Below are 16,728 nucleotides of genomic sequence, written 5' to 3'. Positions count from 1 at the left end.
AGTTCAGCGCCTCGGCGTCGCGTGCGGAAGCCCCGGGAGACGGTCGAACGAAGTGAAGAGGGACATCCCACAGTCCGCCGGCCGGACCCGCGACGGGCGGCTCCGGCCGGACGGAACGGGCCGTCAGGGCGCGGGCACCTCGTCCACGAACGACGTCCCTGAGGCGCGGTACGCGTCGATCCTCGCCGCGACCTGGGCGGGCGTCAGCACCTGGTCCTTGACGTGCAGGACGTAGTCCACCTGCTGGTGGTAGGCGCGAGGTGTGGTCGACTGCTGTCCGTCCAGGTCGATCAGCCACTGGTTGAAGTTGATCGACATCGGCCGCTCGGGCAGGTAGACGGCGTCATGGGTGCCGAAGTGGGCGCCGTCGACGTAGTACGTGATGCCGGAGTCGTCGATGGTGACGACCAGGTCGTGCCAGCCCGTGAAGCTCCGGCGGCTCTCGCTGTGCTGGTTGACGGCCTGCCAGGGGTCGGGGTCGTACGTCTCCCAGGAGGTGGTGTACAGGATCGACGACGGCTCGCCCCAGCCACCGTTGGGCAGGTACTCGAAGTCGTACTCGGCGTAGTCGTCGGCCATCGGCGCCTTGAGGTCGTTGATGGTGAAGAACGTCTGTACGACGCGGTCGCCGTCCGGGCCGGAGACGGGGGCGTCGGAGAAGCGCACCCGGGCCGCGTAGGTGCCGTACGCGAACTTCGTGCTCCGGGTGAGGATCTCGGTGTGCGTGGTGGAGGTGCCCGTGCCGGCGGTGGACGTCTCCAGGTCCATCACCGAGTTCCCGCCCGAGGAGCTGAAGGTCACCTTGGACGGGTCCCAGGTCGCGCCCGGGACGCCGGGGCCGCCCGCGTTGGAGCGCACGCTCCAGCCGTGCGCCGGGAGGGCCGGGTCGGTGTGCGAGGAGTAGTCGAAGTCGTCGAAGAGCGTCTGACCGCTTTCACCGGGCGGGTCGGTGGGGTCCGTGGGGTCGGTCGGGCCGTCGCCCCCGGGTCCCGCGCCCCACACGGTGGCGCCCGCGAGCCGCGCGGTCACCTTGTCCCAGTCGGCGTACGACGTGCGCGTGGGGCCGAAGGAGTAGTCGTCGCTCTGCCGCAGCGACTGCCAGTCGGCCCGGTGGAACCGCAGTTGCAGGTCCCCGGTGTCGGCGCCGGGCGTGAGTGTGCCCGCGGACGGGGTGAAGCCGATCTCCAGGTAGCGGTCGGCCGTCGCGGTGGGCTCGGGGAGTGTGCCGAAGGTGCCGGTGACGGAGGAGCAGCCGACGACCGCCCAGGAACAGGCGAAGCGGTACGCGGTGTCGGGGGCGTCGGCCTTGAAGTAGTAGCGGATCTTCACCTGGCTCAACTGCACCGGCGCGGAACCGGTGTTGCGAACCTTGAACCAGGGTTCGCTCTGGTCGGCGGTGGCCCCGGCGGCGCCGGTGCGGTACTGCACGGCGAGTGGGCCGTCGGCGGCGGAGGCGGACGGGGCGGGCAGTCCGGTCAGGGCGGCGCCGCCCAGCAGGGCGGTGAGGGCGAGTGCCGCGCGGGCGCGGCGGCCGGTGGGACGAGTACGCATCCGTGGTCCTTTCACGGTGGGGGTGGCGCACGGTGGGTCGTCCGCGCGACAGGCGTGGGGTGCCGCACGGCGGGGGCTCGCGGTGACGGACCGGTCCTCGGGGCTGACCAGTTGTCCGCCGGGCCTTACCAGTCGATGTCGAGAGAAGGTGGCATAGACCAATGTGTGCGTCAACCCCGTGCACAGCAACGGGAATTGGCGATCCGCAGCCGGTGTCCGCAGTGACCGGACCAGTTAAGGTCAGGGGCATACCAGTGACCCGAGGTCCGCTCCCTCCGGGGCGGCCGACGAGGAGGGGAACCCCGTATGACCGTCGATCCCGCCGCCCCGGGTGCGATGCTCAAGCGGGAACGGGTACGTGACGCGCTCCTCGAACTGATCGAGGCCCGCCGCCCCGGGGACGCCATCCCCTCCGAGCGCACCCTCTGCGCCCGGCTCGGCGTCTCGCGCCCCACCGTGCGGGCCGCCGTCGACGAGCTCGTGGTCGCCGGGCTGCTGGTGCGCGAACACGGCCGGGGAATGTTCGTGGCAGCCGAGAAGATCACCCAGGAACTGCTCCCGGAGCGCAGCGCGTTCACCGTGCCGCCCGCCGCCGGCGAGTGGACCAGCCGGATCATCGAGTCCCGTACCGTGCCCGCCGGTGCCCGGACGGGCCGCCGGCTGCGCCTCTCACCGGCGGCCCCGATCCGGTACGTGGCCCGGCTGCGGCTGGTGGACGGGGTGCCGATGGCCGTCGAGCACCTGCACGTCCCGGCGGACCTGGTGCCCGGCCTGACCGACGCGGAGCTTGAACAGGGCGATCTGTACGAGCACTTCCGGGACCGGCACGGTGTGCGGGTCAGCGAGGCCGTGCAGTCCATCGAGCCGACCGTCGTGACCCGCGCGGAGGCGGACCTGCTCGACGTGCCCGAGCTGTCACCGGCGCTGCTGTTCGAGCGCCTCACCACCGACACCGCGGGGCGCCCGGTGGAGTACGTCCACTCCCTCTACCGGGGCGACCGCTACCGCATCGTCTCCCGGCTCACCCTGGGCCCGAGTGACCCGCGCCCGGGCGAGGCGGAAGGGGCTCAAGGGGACCACCACCCCGGCTTCCCGCCCGGCGACCTCGCCTCCCGCGGCCCGGTCAGCTTCTCGGCGCACGGCGTCGTCCAGTACGACTGAGCCCCACACCCCGGTGCGGGCGCGCACGAGATGCGGAACCTTTTCCTCCCCAAGTCTTGCTTGAACCGTTGACAGGTCCATACCAAGGCGAGACGCTCCCTGAGAGCGCTCTCACAGCCGTAGTCGGCCACTCGTCGAACGGAGAACGACCATGCTGCGCACCCTCAGACGCCGGGTCACCGCCGTGGCTCTGGGCATCGCCACCGCGTTGGGCGGCGGCTGGCTCGCCGCCGGGGTCCCGTCCCCCGCGCACGCCGCGGTCCCGGCCACCATCCCGCTGACCATCACCAACAACTCGGGCCGCGCCGAGCAGGTCCACATCTACAACCTCGGCACCGAGCTGTCGTCCGGCCGGCAGGGCTGGGCCGACGCCGGCGGCACCTTCCACCCCTGGCCCGCGGGCGGCAACCCGCCCACCCCCGCGCCTGACGCCTCCATCCCGGGCCCGGCCCCCGGTCGGTCCACCACCATCCGGGTCCCCAAGTTCTCGGGCCGCATCTACTTCTCCTACGGCCGCAAGATGGAGTTCCGGCTCACCACCGGCGGCCTCGTGCAGCCCGCCGTGCAGAACCCCACCGACCCCAACCGCGACATCCTCTTCAACTGGTCCGAGTACACGCTCAACGACGACGGACTGTGGATCAACAGCACCCAGGTCGACATGTTTTCGGCGCCGTACACGGTGGGCGTGCGGCGCGGCGACGGCAGCACGCTGAGCGCGGGCAGGCTCAAGCCCGGGGGCTACAACGGCGTGTTCAACGCCCTCGGAGCACAGTCCGGCGGCTGGGCGAACCTCATCCAGACCCGCTCCGACGGCACTGTGCTGCGCGCCCTGTCCCCGCTGTACGGCGTGGAGACCGGCGCCCTCCCGGCCTCGGTCATGGACGACTACATCAACCGCGTCTGGGACAAGTACACGGGCACGGACCTGACCGTCACCCCCTTCGCCGACCGCCCCGACGTCCGGTACACGGGCCGGATCTCCGGCGGCGTCCTGCGCTTCAGGGACGGCGCGGGCAACGAGGTCACCACCTTCCTGAAGCCGGACGCCTCGTCCGTCTTCGGCTGCCACCGCCTCCTCGACGCGCCCAACGACCAGGTGCGCGGCCCCATCTCGCGCACCCTGTGCGCGGGCTTCCACCGCACCACCCTGCTCGCCAACCCGAACCAGCCCGACCGGAGCGCGGCCGGGTTCTACCAGGAACCGGTCACCAACCACTATGCGCGGATCGTCCACGCGCACATGGCCGACGCGAAGGCGTACGCCTTCGCCTTCGACGACGTCGGCGCCCACGAGTCGCTCGTCCACGACGGGGACCCGCGCGGGGCGTCCCTGACGCTCGACCCGTTCGACTGACGGTTCCCGCACGCCGCCCCTGCCGGCCCGCCGGCCGGGGCGGCACACGCCTGACGGCCCGTCGGCGCCCGCCCGTTGTGCACCGCGATCACCGCACGTCCCCGCGGGCACCATAAGGTTCCACCATGTCTGCCTCGTTGAACGCCGGTAAAACCCGCGCCGCGCTGCGCACCTCGGCACGCATCTCGGGCGAGCTGCTGCTGGTCCTGGTGGCGACCGGAGTGGCCCTCTGGCTGCTGGGCCGGATGTGGTCGGTGGTCTGGCCCCTGGTGGTCGGCCTGCTGCTCACCACGCTCACCTGGCCGCCGACCCGCTGGCTGCTGCGGCGCGGACTGCGCCCCGCGGTCGCCGCCTCCCTGGTGACCGTGCTGTTCCTGCTGGTCGGCGCGGGCACCGTGGCGCTCATCGCCGTGCCCGTCGCGTCCGAGGCCGGCGAACTGGGCGACGGTGTCGTCGCGGGCGTGCAGAAGCTGCGCGACTGGGCGGAGGGCCCGCCGCTGAACATCGACGACGCGCAGATCTCCAGCGCGCTGGACGCGACCATCGCGCGCCTCCAGGACAGCGCCGGGTCCATCGCCACCACCGCCGTCACCGGGGTGAGCACCGTCGTCAGCGGCGTCGTCACGGCCGTGCTGGCGCTCTTCCTGATGTTCTTCTTCCTGAAGGACGGGCCGCGTTTCCTTCCGTGGCTGCGCCGCCAGCTGCCCGGGCGGCTCGCCACCGACGTGCCGGCCGTCGCCGCCCGCTGCTGGAACACCCTCGGCTCGTTCGTCCGGTCGCAGGCGCTGGTCGGTCTCATCGACGGCGTGCTCATCGGCATCGGCCTGTGGATCCTCGACGTGCCGTTGGTTCTGCCGCTCGCGGTCCTGACCTTCGTGTCCGCGTTCGTGCCCATCATCGGCGCCCTGTTCGCCGGGCTCGTCGCCGTGCTGATCGCGCTGGTGTCCAACGGGCTGGTCAACGCGTTGCTGGTGCTCGCCGTGATCATCGTCGTGCAGCAGCTCGAGGGGAACGTGTTCCAGCCGATCATCCAGAGCCGCGGTCTCGGGCTGCACGCCGCCGTGGTCCTGCTCGCGGTGACGCTGGGCGGCAGCCTGGCCGGCATCGTCGGCAGCCTGCTCGCCGTGCCGGTCGCCGCCCTGATCGCGGTCGTCTGGAACTACCTGCGCGAACAGCTCACCGACCCGCCCGCACCGCGGTCCCCGGCCCCCGAACCGTCGGCGCCCCAGCCTCCGCAGCCGTCGGCGCCGCAGCCCACGGCACCGCAGTCCCCGGCGCCCGACGCCCCCGCCGCCTGACCGCCCACCGACCTCCAGGAAGCCTCCGTGACGTACGACCTCACCGCCCTGCGCGCCGCCATCCCCGCGCTGGCCTCCGGCACCGCCCACTTCGACGGCCCCGGCGGCACCCAGACGCCGCGGCCCGTCATCGAGGCGATCGCCGACGCCCTGGCACGGCCGCTGTCCAACCGGGGCAGCCTGCTCCCCGGCGAACGCCACGCCGACACCCTCGTCGTCGAGGCGCGCCGCGCCATGGCCGACCTGCTCGGCGCCGACCCGGCGGGCATCGTCTTCGGCCGCAGCGCCACCCAGCTCACCTACGACTTCGCCCGTACCCTCGCCGCCGGCTGGCAGCCCGGTGACGAGGTGGTCGTCACGCGGCTCGACCACGACGCCAACATCCGCCCGTGGGCGCAGGCCGCCGAACGCGCCGGAGTCACCGTCCGCCGCGCCGACTTCGACCCGGCCACCGGCGAACTCACCGCCGACCACATCCGCGCCCAGCTCTCCGCGCGCACCCGCCTGGTCGCGGTCACCGCCGCCTCCAACCTCATCGGCACCAAGCCCCCGGTCGCCGAGATCGCGCGCCTCGTCCACGACGCGGGCGCCCTGCTGTACGTCGACGGTGTGCACCACACGGCGCACGCTCGGGTCGACGTCCGGGCGCTCGGCGCGGACTTCTACGTGTGCTCGCCGTACAAGTTCCTCGGCCCGCACCAGGGAGTGCTGGCCGCCGGCCCGGAGCTCCTGGAGACCCTGCGCCCGGAGAAGCTGCTGCCCTCGGCCGACACGGTGCCCGAACGGTTCGAGCTGGGCACGCTGCCCTACGCGTTCCTCGCCGGCACCCGCGCGGCCGTCGACTTCCTGGCCGGTCTCGGCGGGCTGCCGGACGGCGACCGCAGGACCCGGCTCGCCGCCGCCTACGAGGCGATCGAGGAGCACGAGGGGCGGCTGCGGGCCCGCCTGGAGAAGGGACTCGCCGCCCTCGACGGGGTGACCGTCCACTCCCGGGCCGCCCGGCGCACCCCCACCCTGCTGATCACGTTCGACGGACGCCGCACCGAGGACGCCTACCGCTTCCTCGCCGGGCGGAACGTCCACGCGCCCTCCAGCCACTTCTACGCCCTGGAGGCGTCCCGCCACCTCGGTCTCGGTGACACCGGCGGCCTCCGCGTCGGTCTCGCCCCCTACACCTCCGACGAGGACGTCGACCGCCTCCTCGACGGCCTGGCGGACTTCCTGCAGGAGACCCCGGCCGCGCACTGACGCCAGGGCCCGCCGGCGCCGTTCGTACGCAGGCGCCGGCGGACCGGGCGTGACATCGTGGGCCCATGAGCGTCCACGTCCGCCCGGCCACGGAGTTCGAGGACGTCCGTGCCGTACTCGGGCCCAAGTCGCCGCAGGCGAACGTCTGCTGGTGCCTGAGCTACCGCATCCCCTCCACGCTCAACCGGCAACTGAGGGGTCCCGCCCGAGGGAAGCACGTCGCCGGACTGCTCCGCTCCGGCACCCCGCTCGGCGTGCTCGCCCACGACGACGGCGTGCCCGTCGGCTGGGCCGCCGTCGCCCCGCGCGCCGACACCTCCTTCGCCCGCACCCGCAAGATCCCGCACGTCGACGACCTGCCGGTCTGGTCACTGTGGTGCGTCCGGGTCCGCCCCGGCCACCGCGGCAAGGGCCTCTCGCACGCCCTGATCGCCGGCGCCGTCGCGTACGCCCGCGCGCAGGGCGCCCCCGCCGTCGAGGCCTACCCCCTCGACAACGGTGACGCCCGCGTCGACCTGGCCATGGCGTACGCCGGGCTCCGCAAGAACTTCGAGCGGGCCGGCTTCACCCACGCCGCCGACACCACGTCCGTCCTGGCCGGCCACCCGCGCGTGCTGATGCGACTCGACCTGCGCTGACGGCCCCGGCCGCCCGGCTCACGCGTACAGCGCCGCGATCTCCTTCGCGTACGCCTCCTGCGCCGCCTTCCGCTTGACCTTCAGCGACGGGGTCAGCAGGCCGTTCTCCTCGGTGAACTCGCCCTCCACCACGGCGAACTTGCGGATGGACTCGGCGCGGGAGACGGCCTCGTTGGCGTAGTCCACGGCCTTCTGCACGTCGGCGCGCATCCGGGGGTCTCGGACCACCTCGGACAGCGGCGTGTCGGCGGGCATCCCGCGCACCGACAGCCAGTGCGCGACGGTCTCCGGGTCCAGGGTGACCAGCGCGGCCACGAAGGGCCGGTTGTCACCGACGACGAGGCACTGGGCGACGGGCGGCCGGCTGCGCAGCCGGTCCTCCAGCAGGGCGGGGGAGACGTTCTTGCCGCCGGAGGTGACGATGAGGTCCTTCTTGCGGCCCGTGATGGTCAGATAGCCGTCCTCGTCCAGCGCACCGAGGTCCCCGGTGGCGAACCAGCCGTCGTCCAGGACCTCTTCGGTGGCGTCGGCGTTGTTCCAGTACGCGCCGAAGACGATGCCGCCCTTGATGTGCACCTCGCCGTCGTCGGCGATGCGCACCGCCGTGCCCGGGACCGGGATGCCGACCGTGCCGGGGCGGGGACCCAGCGGCGGGACGATGGTGGCGGCGGCCGTCGTCTCGGTCAGGCCGTACCCCTCGTACACCATGACCCCGGCCGCGTAGAAGAACAGGTTGAGGTCGCGTTCCAGCGGGGAGCCGCCGCTGATCGCGTACCGCAGGCGCCCGCCGAGCTCCTTGCGGACCCGGCGGTAGACCAGCAGGTCGTACAGCGCCCACACGGCGTACAGGCCGGGGCCGGGGCCCTTGCCGTGGCCCAGGAAGCGGTCGAGGTGGGCCTGGCCGAACCGCACGGCGAGGCGGTGGGCGCGCTCGAAGGAGGCGCCGCGCCCGATCTTCTCGGCGGTGGCCCGGCCGGTGTCGTGGATCTTCTCGAAGAGATACGGCACGCCCACCACGAACGTCGGCCGGAACGCCTTGAGCGCGGGCCGCAGTTCGTCCGGCTTGATGCTCGGGCAGTGCCCGGTCTCGATGCGCGCCATCAGACAGGAGATCTGCAGGGTGCGGCCCAGGATGTGGGCGAGCGGCAGGAACAGCAGCGTCGAGGCGACCTGGTCGGTGACCGCCTTGAACACGGGGTGCAGCAGTTCGACCGTGTTCGCGGCCTCGGCGTACAGGTTGGCGTGGGTGAGGACGCAGCCCTTGGGACGTCCCGTGGTGCCGGAGGTGTAGCAGACGGTCGCCACGGTGTCCGGGGCGAGGGCGGTACGGCGCTTGGTGACCTCCTCGTCCGGCACGTCCCGGCCCCGCGCGACCAGGTCCGCCACGGCACCGCCGTCCAGCTCCCACACCCGTGGCGGCGAGGGCAGGGCGGCGGTGCCCGTGCGGACGGCAGCGGTGTTGCCGGCGGTCTCCGTGACGACGTACCGGGCGCCGGAGTCCCGGACGATCCACTCCACCTGATCCGGCGAGGACGTCGGGTACACCGGCACGGTCTGCCCGCCGGCCGCCCAGACGGCGAAGTCCAGGAGCGTCCACTCGTAACGCGTGCGGGACATCACGGCGACCCGGTCACCCGGCTCCAGGCCGGCGGCGACCAGCCCCTTGGCCACGGCGGTGACCTCCTCGGCGAAGGCCGCCGCCGTGACCGGGCGCCAGACGCCCTCCTCCTGCCTCCGCAGCACGACCGCGTGCGGGGCCTCGGCCGCGTTGGTGAACGGGATGTCGGCGGTGCTCCCCGTGGCGGGGCGCGCGGCCAGCACCTCGGTACGGGCCTCCCGGACGACTCCGTGCTCGTCCCTGACCGTCTCCACCCTGGTCCGGCCCGCCAGATCGGCCCGTCGCTTCGCCCGTTTCAGATCCTTGCGTACGCCCATGACGGCTCCCGGTCGCGGCTGATGCTGTGCTGGTGCTGTCCCCAATTACTTACTCAGGAGTAAACTTACCCGTGCGTAAGGACGAGTCAACGGGCCGGGGCGGATCAGTCCAGCCGGTCCGCCGTACGGATCGCTTCCGCCAGCTCACGGACGTCCGCGCCCTCGGTCCGGCCGGCCAGCGACTCGGCACGCTCGGTCAGCTCACCGAGCCCCGGGGTGCCGGGCAGGGCGCTGTCGCGGTGGCCGGGGGAGCGCAGCGCGTCGGCGAAGTAGGCGGCGGTGGCCGTGACCGTCAGCCCGCGCCGGGCCTCCCACACCGAGTCGACGAGTCCGCCGGTCTCCAGGTCGCCGGTCTCCTCGTGCGGCGTGCGGCTCTCGGGGTCCAGGTAGCGCACGGTCGCCGTGGCGAGGTGCCCCTCGGCGCCGGGGCGGGTGCGCACCGCGTACAGGGCGGTCACGGTGTGACCGGGGCCCACCTCGCCGCCGTCGACCCGGTCGTCGCGGAAGTCCTCGTCGGCGACCCGGCGGTTGTCGTACCCGACCAGGCGGAACTCGGCGACCGTCTCCGGGTCGAAGGCCACCTGCGCCTTGGCGTCGCGGGCCGTCAGCTCGATGTTGCGCGGCAGCTTTTCGCAGAACACCTCGCGGGCGTCCGCCTCGTCGGACACGTACACGGTGTGGCCGTCGCCCTCGTCGGCGAGCTGCTCCATGAGCGCGTCGCCGTAGTCGCTGCCGACGCCGACGCCGAACAGCGTGATGCCGTGCTCGCGGCGGGAGCCGGAGATGCGCTCCAGGATCGCCTCCGCCTCCGTCTCACCGGTGTTGGCGAGGGCGTCGGAGACCAGCACGACCCGGTTGGTGGCGCCCTTGCGCAGCCCGTCCACGGCGGTCTCGTACCCGGTCTCCACCCCGGCCTCGAGGTTGGTCGAGTCGGTGGGCTCCAGGCTGTCGACGGCGTCGTGGACCGTCCCCCGGTGGCCGCCGAGCCGGGTCATCGGCAGCACGGTCTCCGCCTCGTCGCTGAAGGTGACGAGGGCGACGGAGTCGTCGTCGCGCAGCCGGTCGGTCATGGTGCCGAGGGCCTCACGGGCCAGGTCGAGCCGGCCCGGTTCGGCCATCGAGCCGGAGATGTCGACGACGAACGTGAGGGCGGCGGGCGGCCGGTCGTCGTCCCGCTCGGCCGCCCGGGTGGCGAGACCCACCCGGACCAGTGACCAGTCGTCCTCGTCGGTGCGGGCGCCGTCCACGGTGACGGTGAAGCCGTCTCCGTCGGGGCGCGGGTAGTCCTGGCGGAAGCTGTTGACGAACTCCTCGGGACGCACGGTCGACGGGTCGGGCAGCCGTCCCTCGCCGAGGGTGCGGCGGGCGTAGCCGTAGGAGGCGGTGTCGACGTCCAGCGCGAAGGTCGACAGGTAGTCGGGTTCGGGCGCCATCTCGCGGGACTCCTGCTCGCCCTCGCGCTCACCGCCCTCGTACCGCCCTGGGCCGTCCATGGCGGGCCGGAGCACATCACCGGTGCGGCCGTGGTCGGCCGACGTGGCGCCCGTCCCGCCGTCCTCCCCGCTGCACCCGCTGAGCAGCAGACCGCTCACCGCGGTGAGCGCCAGCACTGCCCCGACCGGTCGTCGTGTCCCGTGCCACTTCATCCTGTGTACCCCCTGTGACGGTTGACGTCGTTTCACCGACTGTGACGTCGCAGTGGGCCGGAACGTGCGGTACGGGGTGTTGCAGGTGCGTCTCGAAGAGGGAACAGCGATGTCCCGGCGAGACCGGTCGGTGATCCTCCGTCGACCTGCGCGCGTCCCGCCGAAGGGAGCGGCCGGTGTGGTCCGGGGCGCGGGCCCCGGACCACACCGGCTGTGAACAGCGTTGCGTCTATGGGTAGTTCACCAGATTCGCCACGTTGCCGGCCGAGTCGGACGGACCGCCCCGGTCGTTGATCACGTGCCGGATGGTGCCGGTGCCGCCGAGGGAGACGGTCACCATGTTGCGGAAGCGCACACCGGGACGGTTCGGCGCCGCGAAGGCCCGCTCGGCGGTGACGCCGGGGTTCACGTTGAAGAAGCAGTAGCTGCCGAGCCCGTACGCCTCGTGGCTGGTCACGTGGTCGGCGACCTTGTAGGCGGCGTAGCCCTGCGTCGAACCGTCCATCCAGGCCGCCTGGTTCGGCGGGTCGTAGGGCATCTCGTTCTGGTAGAAGTACGTCCGGCCACCGTTGCCGTTCCAGACCGTCTGGTCCTTCTGGTAGTGCTCCACGAACAGGCCGTACATGGTCACGTCGTCGCCGTTGACGACGAGTCCGGTGTCGGCCGGGTTGGTGGTCCAGCCGATGCCGTTGCCGTGGTCACCGCGCCAGATCCACATGTGGTCGCCGATGACGTGGTCGCTGTTGACGACCAGGCTGGTGGTCGCCTTCCCCGCGTGCGCGCCGCCGACGCGGAAGTACACGTCGTGCAGCGAGGTCGGGTTCGCCGCGTGGTTCGCCGACGCCCCTTCGGGGCCGATCTCCACCAGCGTACGGGAGTTGGTGGTGCCCGCGTCGAAGAGGACGCCCGCGATCTTCACGCCGTCGACGTCGGCGACCGTCATGGCCGTGACCCCGTTGTCCGGGACGAACGTGGCGAGGCCCAGACCCAGCACCACGGTGTCGGGGCGGGTCACCTTGAGGGTCTGGTCCAGGTGGTAGACGCCCGGCGTGACCAGCAGGTTCTTGCCTGCCGCCAGGGCGGAGTTGATCTGGGCGGCGCTCGCCGTGCCCGGCTTCACGACGTAGAAGCTGTCCATGCCGAGCGAGGTGCCGGGCGTGTTGCCGTCCGCCCAGGTCGTCCCGGTGGAGTCGTCGCGCAGCGCGGGCACGAACACCCGGTAGGCGCCCGCCGCGTCGACGTAGAGGAAGGGCTTCTCCCGCACCTTCGGCGTCCGGTCGACGGTGGTGTACGGCGGCTGCGGGAAGGTGTTGGCCGGCACGCCGCGGCTGCCGACGAAGACCATGTTCCAGTTGGACCCGTTCCAGCTGCCCAGCTGGGAGTTGCGGGTCAGCCACTGCTGCTGGGAACCGGAGCGCACCTGGCCGTCGATCTTCGTGTCGGCCATGAAACCGCCGCTGGACCAGCCGCCGTCGCTGAGCTCCAGGTCGCCGCGCACATGCATGCGCCGGTATCCGGAGGCCTGCGACACCGCCCAGCGGTCCGTCCCGCCGGTCGGGTTCACCGACAGGTTCTCGGCGCCGCGCCAGAAGTTCTGCGTCGCGTTCTGCGGCGGGAACCAGTCCGCCTCGACGTGCACGGCGCCGTTGATGGTCACCGCGTCCGGCGACTGCCCGAGCCCCAGCACCTGCGTGTAGAAGCCGACGTTGACGTCGTTGCGGTACGTGCCCGGCTTGAAGAGGACGGCGTGGCGCTCGGTGCCGAACTGGTTGGTCTCCTGCTGCCGGAAGATCGAGTCCAGCCGGCTCTGCACGGCCGACGAGGACATCGACGGGTCGAAGACCGCCACGTTGGGACCGAGGTTCACGTCGCCGGGCGCGGTGCTCACCGGCGTGACCTGGAAGCGCTGCGCCGCCGTGCCGTTGCAGGCGTACTGCACCAGCTGGACGCCGTCGGCCGTCGAGGCGGACGGCACGTCGAGGCACTTGCCGCTGTGCCGGTTGACGAAGCGGTACGCGCCGCCGCCCTCGTCGACCGGCAGCCACTGCTGGTTGGCGCCGCCGCCGTACGTCCACAGGTGCACGGCCGCGTTGTCGGCCGCCGACACCTCGCTGACGTCCACGACCTGCCGCTCGTCGTTGCGGGTGGCGATGCGGACGTAACCGTCGGAGGTGGGGGTGAAGCCCCACTGCTGGGCCGTGGTGCCGTTGCAGGTGTACTGCTGGACGGCCGTGCCGTTGGCCGTTCCGGCGCCGCGGGCGTCCAGACACTTGCCGCTGCCGCTGCTCACCACCGTCGACCAGCCGGACGGAATTGCGGCGGCCGCCGCGTCGGCGGCGTCGGTGCCGGCGCGGGCCGACTGGGCGGCGACCAGCAAGGATGCGGCGGTGGCGGCGGCCGCGACGGTCGCGGTCCACCGGCGGCGGTCACGGAGCGTCGGGGGAGTGCCGGAGCGGCCACCGGGACGTGGTCGCGTGGATGCGGGCATCGTGTCTCCTGTTGTGTCATGCATATGACAGCTCAGCGCGCCGTCGCGGCCGTGCGACGAAGCGTCGGGTGGGGGAACAGGCAGGCGGAGCGGTACGCGGGCCGGCGGACGTGGCGAGCGCTTACTTCACTCCGTGATTTAAGGAGTGACGGAAAAGACTGTCAAGGGTTTGGTCCAGTCCAAAGGGGAAGGCGTGAGGGTCCCCCCGCCGCTCACACCGTTCCGGTGTCCAGGGCGGCGTCGGGGCGACGGTGCGCCGTCAGGTGCTCGGGCCGCACCCGCTCCCCGTCGGTGGTCACGAACGCCAGGCGCGCCGCTGTGCCGGAGTCCGCCAGTGCGAACTGCGGAGATGTCCCCTCGGGGTGCGGCCGGTGGGTGCGCCCCCAGGAGGCCAGGGCCGCGATGACCGTGGTCAGGCCGCGTCCCGCCTCCGTCAGCACGTACTCCGTGCGGGCCCGCTCCCCGGGCTGCTGGTAGCCGCGCCGCTCCATCAGGCCCTCGTCCACCAGGGACGCCAGGCGCTTGGTGAGGATGTTCGGCGCGATCCCCAGGGCGTCCCGGAACTCCTGGAAGCGGGTCGAGCCCGCCAGCATCGCCTCGCGCACGATCAGCAGCGTCCAGGCGTCGCCGAGCACCTCGAGGCTCCGCGCGATGGAGCAGGTCGAGTCCTTGCCGAGCGTCTTGGCCATACGGCCAGTGTACCGATGAGTTGCAAAACAATATCCAGGCGCTCTAGGTTTCTAAGAGCAACTCAGCAGGGCGGGAGTCCGCCCCTTCCTTCGTCACTACCCGGCTCCTCTCGGCATGCCACATCCCTCATCTCCCTCATCAACCTCGACCCCTGGAGGCCCTGTGCCATCCCTCGGCACCCGCGGCAGTTTCCGCGCGGCCGGCGCCGTCGTGGCCATCGCGCTGTGGACCAGCGCCTGCCCGACCATGACCTACCCGCTCTACCAGGCCGAATGGGGCATCTCGACGACCACCGTCACCTGGATCTTCGCGGCCTATCCGCTCACCCTGATCCCGGTACTGCTCCTGCTCGGTCATCTCGCCGACCACCTCGGCACCCGCCTGACCATGCTGCTCGGCCTCGTGGCGCAGCTGCTCGGCGTCCTGCTGTTCGCGGTGGCGGGCGGGGTGGCGTGGCTGCTGGCAGGACGGGTCCTGATGGGTCTCGGTGTCGGGCTGTCCATAGGTCCGGCCAGCCTCGCCATGGTCGAGCACAGCGCACCCGGCCGGGAGAAGCGGGCCGGTGCCGTCAGCACCGCCGTGTCGGCCCTCGGCATCGGCCTCGCCATGACGGTCGGCGGCGCCCTCACCGAGTACGCGCCCTTCCCCCTCCACCTCGGCTTCTTCGTCCTGGCCGGTGCCATAGCGGCCGTCGCCTGCCTCGTGGCGTGCATGCCACGGCACACCCCGCACCCGGCAGCCGGCTCCCGGCGGCGCACGCGCACCATCACCGTCCCGCGCGGCAGCCGGACGGTGTTCGTCGCGGGGGCGATCGCCTTCGCCTCGTCCTTCCTGATCGGCGCGATCGTCCTGCCGCTCGGCGCGAAGATCGCCCAGCAACTCGCGGGCTCCACCAACGCGCTGGTCACCGGCGCCCTGCTGGCCGTCTTCGCCGGCTGCATCACGCTCTTCGCGCTCCTCGGGCGCAACCTGCACGTCCGGCCGCTCGTGCTGCTCGGCGCCGGAGGGTCCGTCGCGGCCGTGTGGCTCTACGTCCTCACCGGCGCCACCCACTCGCTGCTGCTGTTCTTCCTCGCGTCGGCCGTCGCCGGAGCCGCCTACGCCTTCGACTTCGCCGGCGGGCTCACGGTGCTCAGCCGGTTCGCCCCCGCTCCGCACCGGGCGGGCATGGTGTCCGGCGGCTACCTCGTCGGCTACGCCGCCCAGGGCGTCGGGGCGCCGGCCCTCGGCGCCGTGGTGACCGCGCACGGACTGATGGCCGGCCTGGTGACCGGCGCCGCCGTGTTCGGCGCCTTCTTCGTCCTCGTCGCGGTCGTCGGCCTCGTGGTGCTGACGCCGGTGCACCGGGCCGACCGCGAGGCCGCACGCCCCCGGCCCGCACCGGGCCGGGGGGCGGCCCCTACGGAACCGGTCCGGGCCGCGGAATGACACCGCGCCGCCCGTCCCGCGGTGGGGGCGGGACGGACGGCGCGGCCGGCAGGGCGCTACGGATTCACGCAACCGATCGTGCCCACGGGGAAGTTGTTGCCCGTCGACGTGGCGGTGAAGCCGAACGTGGTGCTTCCGTCGGGATTGATCACGCGGTTGTGGGCCGCGTTCCGCACCGTCACCGTGCCGTCCGACCCGGTGCTGAGGGTGCCGTTCCAGGCGCTGCCGATCGTGGTGCCCTGACCGGGCTTCCACTGCACGGCCCAGCCGTTGAGCGCCGAGGTGCCGTGGTTCATCACCTCGACGGACCCCTGGAAACCGCCGTTCCAGGAGTTCACGACCTCGTACGTCGCCATGCACTCACCCGTGTGCGGCGGGTCGTCGCTCGGGTCGGGGGTCGGGTCCGTGCCGGGGTCCGGGTTCGTGCCCGAGCCGCGGATGCCGGTCACCTCGCCGTTGCCGCCGTCGAAGACGACGTCGGAGCAGGAGAAGAAGTTCTCCTGGCTGTCCGAACGCACCCACTGCATGAAGATCAGCGCGTCACCGGAGCGGCCGGAGGGCAGCTGCAGGTTCCAGTAGTAGTGGCCCCCGTTGGCGCCCGGGGAGCCCTGCTGGGGCGGGTCGGTCACGGTCTGGATCAGCTGCAGGTCGTTCCAGCCCAGCGCGGACGTGGGCGACCAGCCGGGCTTGGTGATGTAGACCCGGAAGTCACCCGGGTGAGCGGCCCAGTTGCTGTACTGCACCTTGACCGTCGCCCCGGACGTCAGGTGCGTGCGGGGCCAGTCGGAGCGGGCCGCGTTGTAGGCGGAGAAGTCGTACGGTGACCGGTCACCGGCACTGCACAGCTTCCCGTCCGGCACGTAACCCTGGCCGCGCCCGCCCGCGTTGGAGTCCAGCACGGCGAACCAGTTGTACAGGGCGGACGCGCCGCTCTGGCTCAGGGCGGCCTTGCAGGCGGGGTTGGTCGGGTCGAGCGCGCCGGTGCCGGTGACGGCGTCCAGCTGACAGAGGTAGGTGCGCGAGCCGGGCATCATCGCCACGCCGTGCGCCTGGGCGTCGTTCTGCCAGAGGAAACTGAGTCCGAGCCCTCCGAGGAGGGTCGCCAGTACCGCTGCCAGAGAGACCAGTCTGCTTCTCAGAGCCATGGAGTCTCCTGTCCCGATGCTGAGTTCTTCATGGGCGGTGCGAGGGGTGGAAAAGAGGAGGGTGAATTGGGTGTGGAACCCCCGCCCGGCCGGGGAGGGCGCCGACCGGCCGGGCGGGGGCTGGGGGGGGGCGGGGCCGTCCC

Annotated in this window: 12 protein-coding genes; 6 read left to right on the top strand and 6 right to left on the bottom strand. The window is 72.3% G+C overall.

Annotated elements, in window-relative coordinates; all coding sequences use genetic code 11:
• Nucleotides 1–123: 123 nt before the first annotated feature.
• The gene (locus B100_RS0124700) at nucleotides 124–1,551 is read right to left on the bottom strand and encodes a cellulose binding domain-containing protein (RefSeq protein WP_024887092.1); all 1,428 of its coding nucleotides are present in this window, start codon (nucleotides 1,549–1,551) and stop codon (nucleotides 124–126) included.
• A gap of 306 nt (nucleotides 1,552–1,857) precedes the next feature.
• On the opposite strand from B100_RS0124700, the gene B100_RS0124695 reads away from it, so the two are divergent.
• The 5 genes from B100_RS0124695 to B100_RS0124675 all read left to right on the top strand — a co-directional run bounded on the left by B100_RS0124695 (nucleotide 1,858) and on the right by B100_RS0124675 (nucleotide 7,253).
• Nucleotides 1,858–2,712: a GntR family transcriptional regulator gene (locus B100_RS0124695; RefSeq protein ID WP_024887091.1), complete on the top strand. Its 855-nt coding sequence runs from the start codon at nucleotides 1,858–1,860 to the stop codon at nucleotides 2,710–2,712.
• A gap of 151 nt (nucleotides 2,713–2,863) precedes the next feature.
• Nucleotides 2,864–4,069 (top strand): glycoside hydrolase family 64 protein, encoded by a 1,206-nt coding sequence (locus B100_RS0124690; protein ID WP_024887090.1) that lies wholly within the window; start codon nucleotides 2,864–2,866, stop codon nucleotides 4,067–4,069.
• A gap of 125 nt (nucleotides 4,070–4,194) precedes the next feature.
• On the top strand, nucleotides 4,195–5,367 hold the full coding sequence (locus B100_RS0124685) for an AI-2E family transporter (protein ID WP_024887089.1): 1,173 nt from the start codon (nucleotides 4,195–4,197) through the stop codon (nucleotides 5,365–5,367).
• A gap of 27 nt (nucleotides 5,368–5,394) precedes the next feature.
• Nucleotides 5,395–6,615: a cysteine desulfurase-like protein gene (locus B100_RS0124680; RefSeq protein WP_024887088.1), complete on the top strand. Its 1,221-nt coding sequence runs from the start codon at nucleotides 5,395–5,397 to the stop codon at nucleotides 6,613–6,615.
• A 65-nt stretch (nucleotides 6,616–6,680) separates the two neighbouring features.
• Nucleotides 6,681–7,253 carry a GNAT family N-acetyltransferase gene (locus B100_RS0124675; protein WP_024887087.1) on the top strand — a complete coding sequence of 191 codons (573 nt, stop codon included), beginning with the start codon at nucleotides 6,681–6,683 and terminating at the stop codon, nucleotides 7,251–7,253.
• Nucleotides 7,254–7,271: 18 nt separating this feature from the next.
• On the opposite strand, the gene B100_RS0124670 is transcribed toward B100_RS0124675, so the two are convergent.
• The 4 genes from B100_RS0124670 to B100_RS0124655 form a co-directional block, all read right to left on the bottom strand.
• Nucleotides 7,272–9,188 carry an AMP-binding protein gene (locus B100_RS0124670; protein WP_024887086.1) on the bottom strand — a complete coding sequence of 639 codons (1,917 nt, stop codon included), beginning with the start codon at nucleotides 9,186–9,188 and terminating at the stop codon, nucleotides 7,272–7,274.
• Between the two features lie 104 nt (nucleotides 9,189–9,292).
• The gene (locus tag B100_RS0124665; protein WP_024887085.1) at nucleotides 9,293–10,834 is read right to left on the bottom strand and encodes a YfbK domain-containing protein; all 1,542 of its coding nucleotides are present in this window, start codon (nucleotides 10,832–10,834) and stop codon (nucleotides 9,293–9,295) included.
• A 229-nt stretch (nucleotides 10,835–11,063) separates the two neighbouring features.
• Nucleotides 11,064–13,322 (bottom strand): RICIN domain-containing protein, encoded by a 2,259-nt coding sequence (locus B100_RS0124660; RefSeq protein ID WP_024887084.1) that lies wholly within the window; start codon nucleotides 13,320–13,322, stop codon nucleotides 11,064–11,066.
• Nucleotides 13,323–13,534: 212 nt separating this feature from the next.
• On the bottom strand, nucleotides 13,535–14,011 hold the full coding sequence (locus B100_RS0124655; RefSeq protein WP_024887083.1) for a winged helix-turn-helix transcriptional regulator: 477 nt from the start codon (nucleotides 14,009–14,011) through the stop codon (nucleotides 13,535–13,537).
• A gap of 163 nt (nucleotides 14,012–14,174) precedes the next feature.
• Here B100_RS0124655 and B100_RS0124650 point away from each other — a divergent pair, with 163 nt between their 5' ends.
• Entirely contained in the window at nucleotides 14,175–15,440 is a 1,266-nt protein-coding gene (locus B100_RS0124650) for an MFS transporter (RefSeq protein ID WP_024887082.1), read from the top strand.
• Nucleotides 15,441–15,496: 56 nt separating this feature from the next.
• Here B100_RS0124650 and B100_RS0124645 read toward each other — a convergent pair whose 3' ends face one another.
• A complete protein-coding gene (locus tag B100_RS0124645) occupies nucleotides 15,497–16,585 on the bottom strand; it encodes a lytic polysaccharide monooxygenase (RefSeq protein ID WP_024887081.1) in 1,089 nt (362 codons plus the stop codon).
• Nucleotides 16,586–16,728 lie beyond the last annotated feature (143 nt).

This window comes from Streptomyces sp. CNH189 (assembly GCF_000527195.1).
Note: the sequence above shows the minus strand (reverse complement) of the source record. Positions and strands in the feature narration are given on the sequence as shown.

Excerpts from the sequence above, each read along its gene's own strand:
- B100_RS0124700 (WP_024887092.1), bottom strand. The coding sequence starts at position 1,551 with ATGCGTACTCGTCCCACCGGCCGCCGCGCCCGCGCGGCACTCGCCCTC.
- B100_RS0124695 (WP_024887091.1), top strand. The coding sequence starts at position 1,858 with ATGACCGTCGATCCCGCCGCCCCGGGTGCGATGCTCAAGCGGGAACGG.
- B100_RS0124690 (WP_024887090.1), top strand. The coding sequence starts at position 2,864 with ATGCTGCGCACCCTCAGACGCCGGGTCACCGCCGTGGCTCTGGGCATC.
- B100_RS0124685 (WP_024887089.1), top strand. The coding sequence starts at position 4,195 with ATGTCTGCCTCGTTGAACGCCGGTAAAACCCGCGCCGCGCTGCGCACC.
- B100_RS0124675 (WP_024887087.1), top strand. The coding sequence starts at position 6,681 with ATGAGCGTCCACGTCCGCCCGGCCACGGAGTTCGAGGACGTCCGTGCC.
- B100_RS0124670 (WP_024887086.1), bottom strand. The coding sequence starts at position 9,188 with ATGGGCGTACGCAAGGATCTGAAACGGGCGAAGCGACGGGCCGATCTG.
- B100_RS0124665 (WP_024887085.1), bottom strand. The coding sequence starts at position 10,834 with ATGAAGTGGCACGGGACACGACGACCGGTCGGGGCAGTGCTGGCGCTC.
- B100_RS0124660 (WP_024887084.1), bottom strand. The coding sequence starts at position 13,322 with ATGCCCGCATCCACGCGACCACGTCCCGGTGGCCGCTCCGGCACTCCC.
- B100_RS0124655 (WP_024887083.1), bottom strand. The coding sequence starts at position 14,011 with ATGGCCAAGACGCTCGGCAAGGACTCGACCTGCTCCATCGCGCGGAGC.
- B100_RS0124645 (WP_024887081.1), bottom strand. The coding sequence starts at position 16,585 with ATGGCTCTGAGAAGCAGACTGGTCTCTCTGGCAGCGGTACTGGCGACC.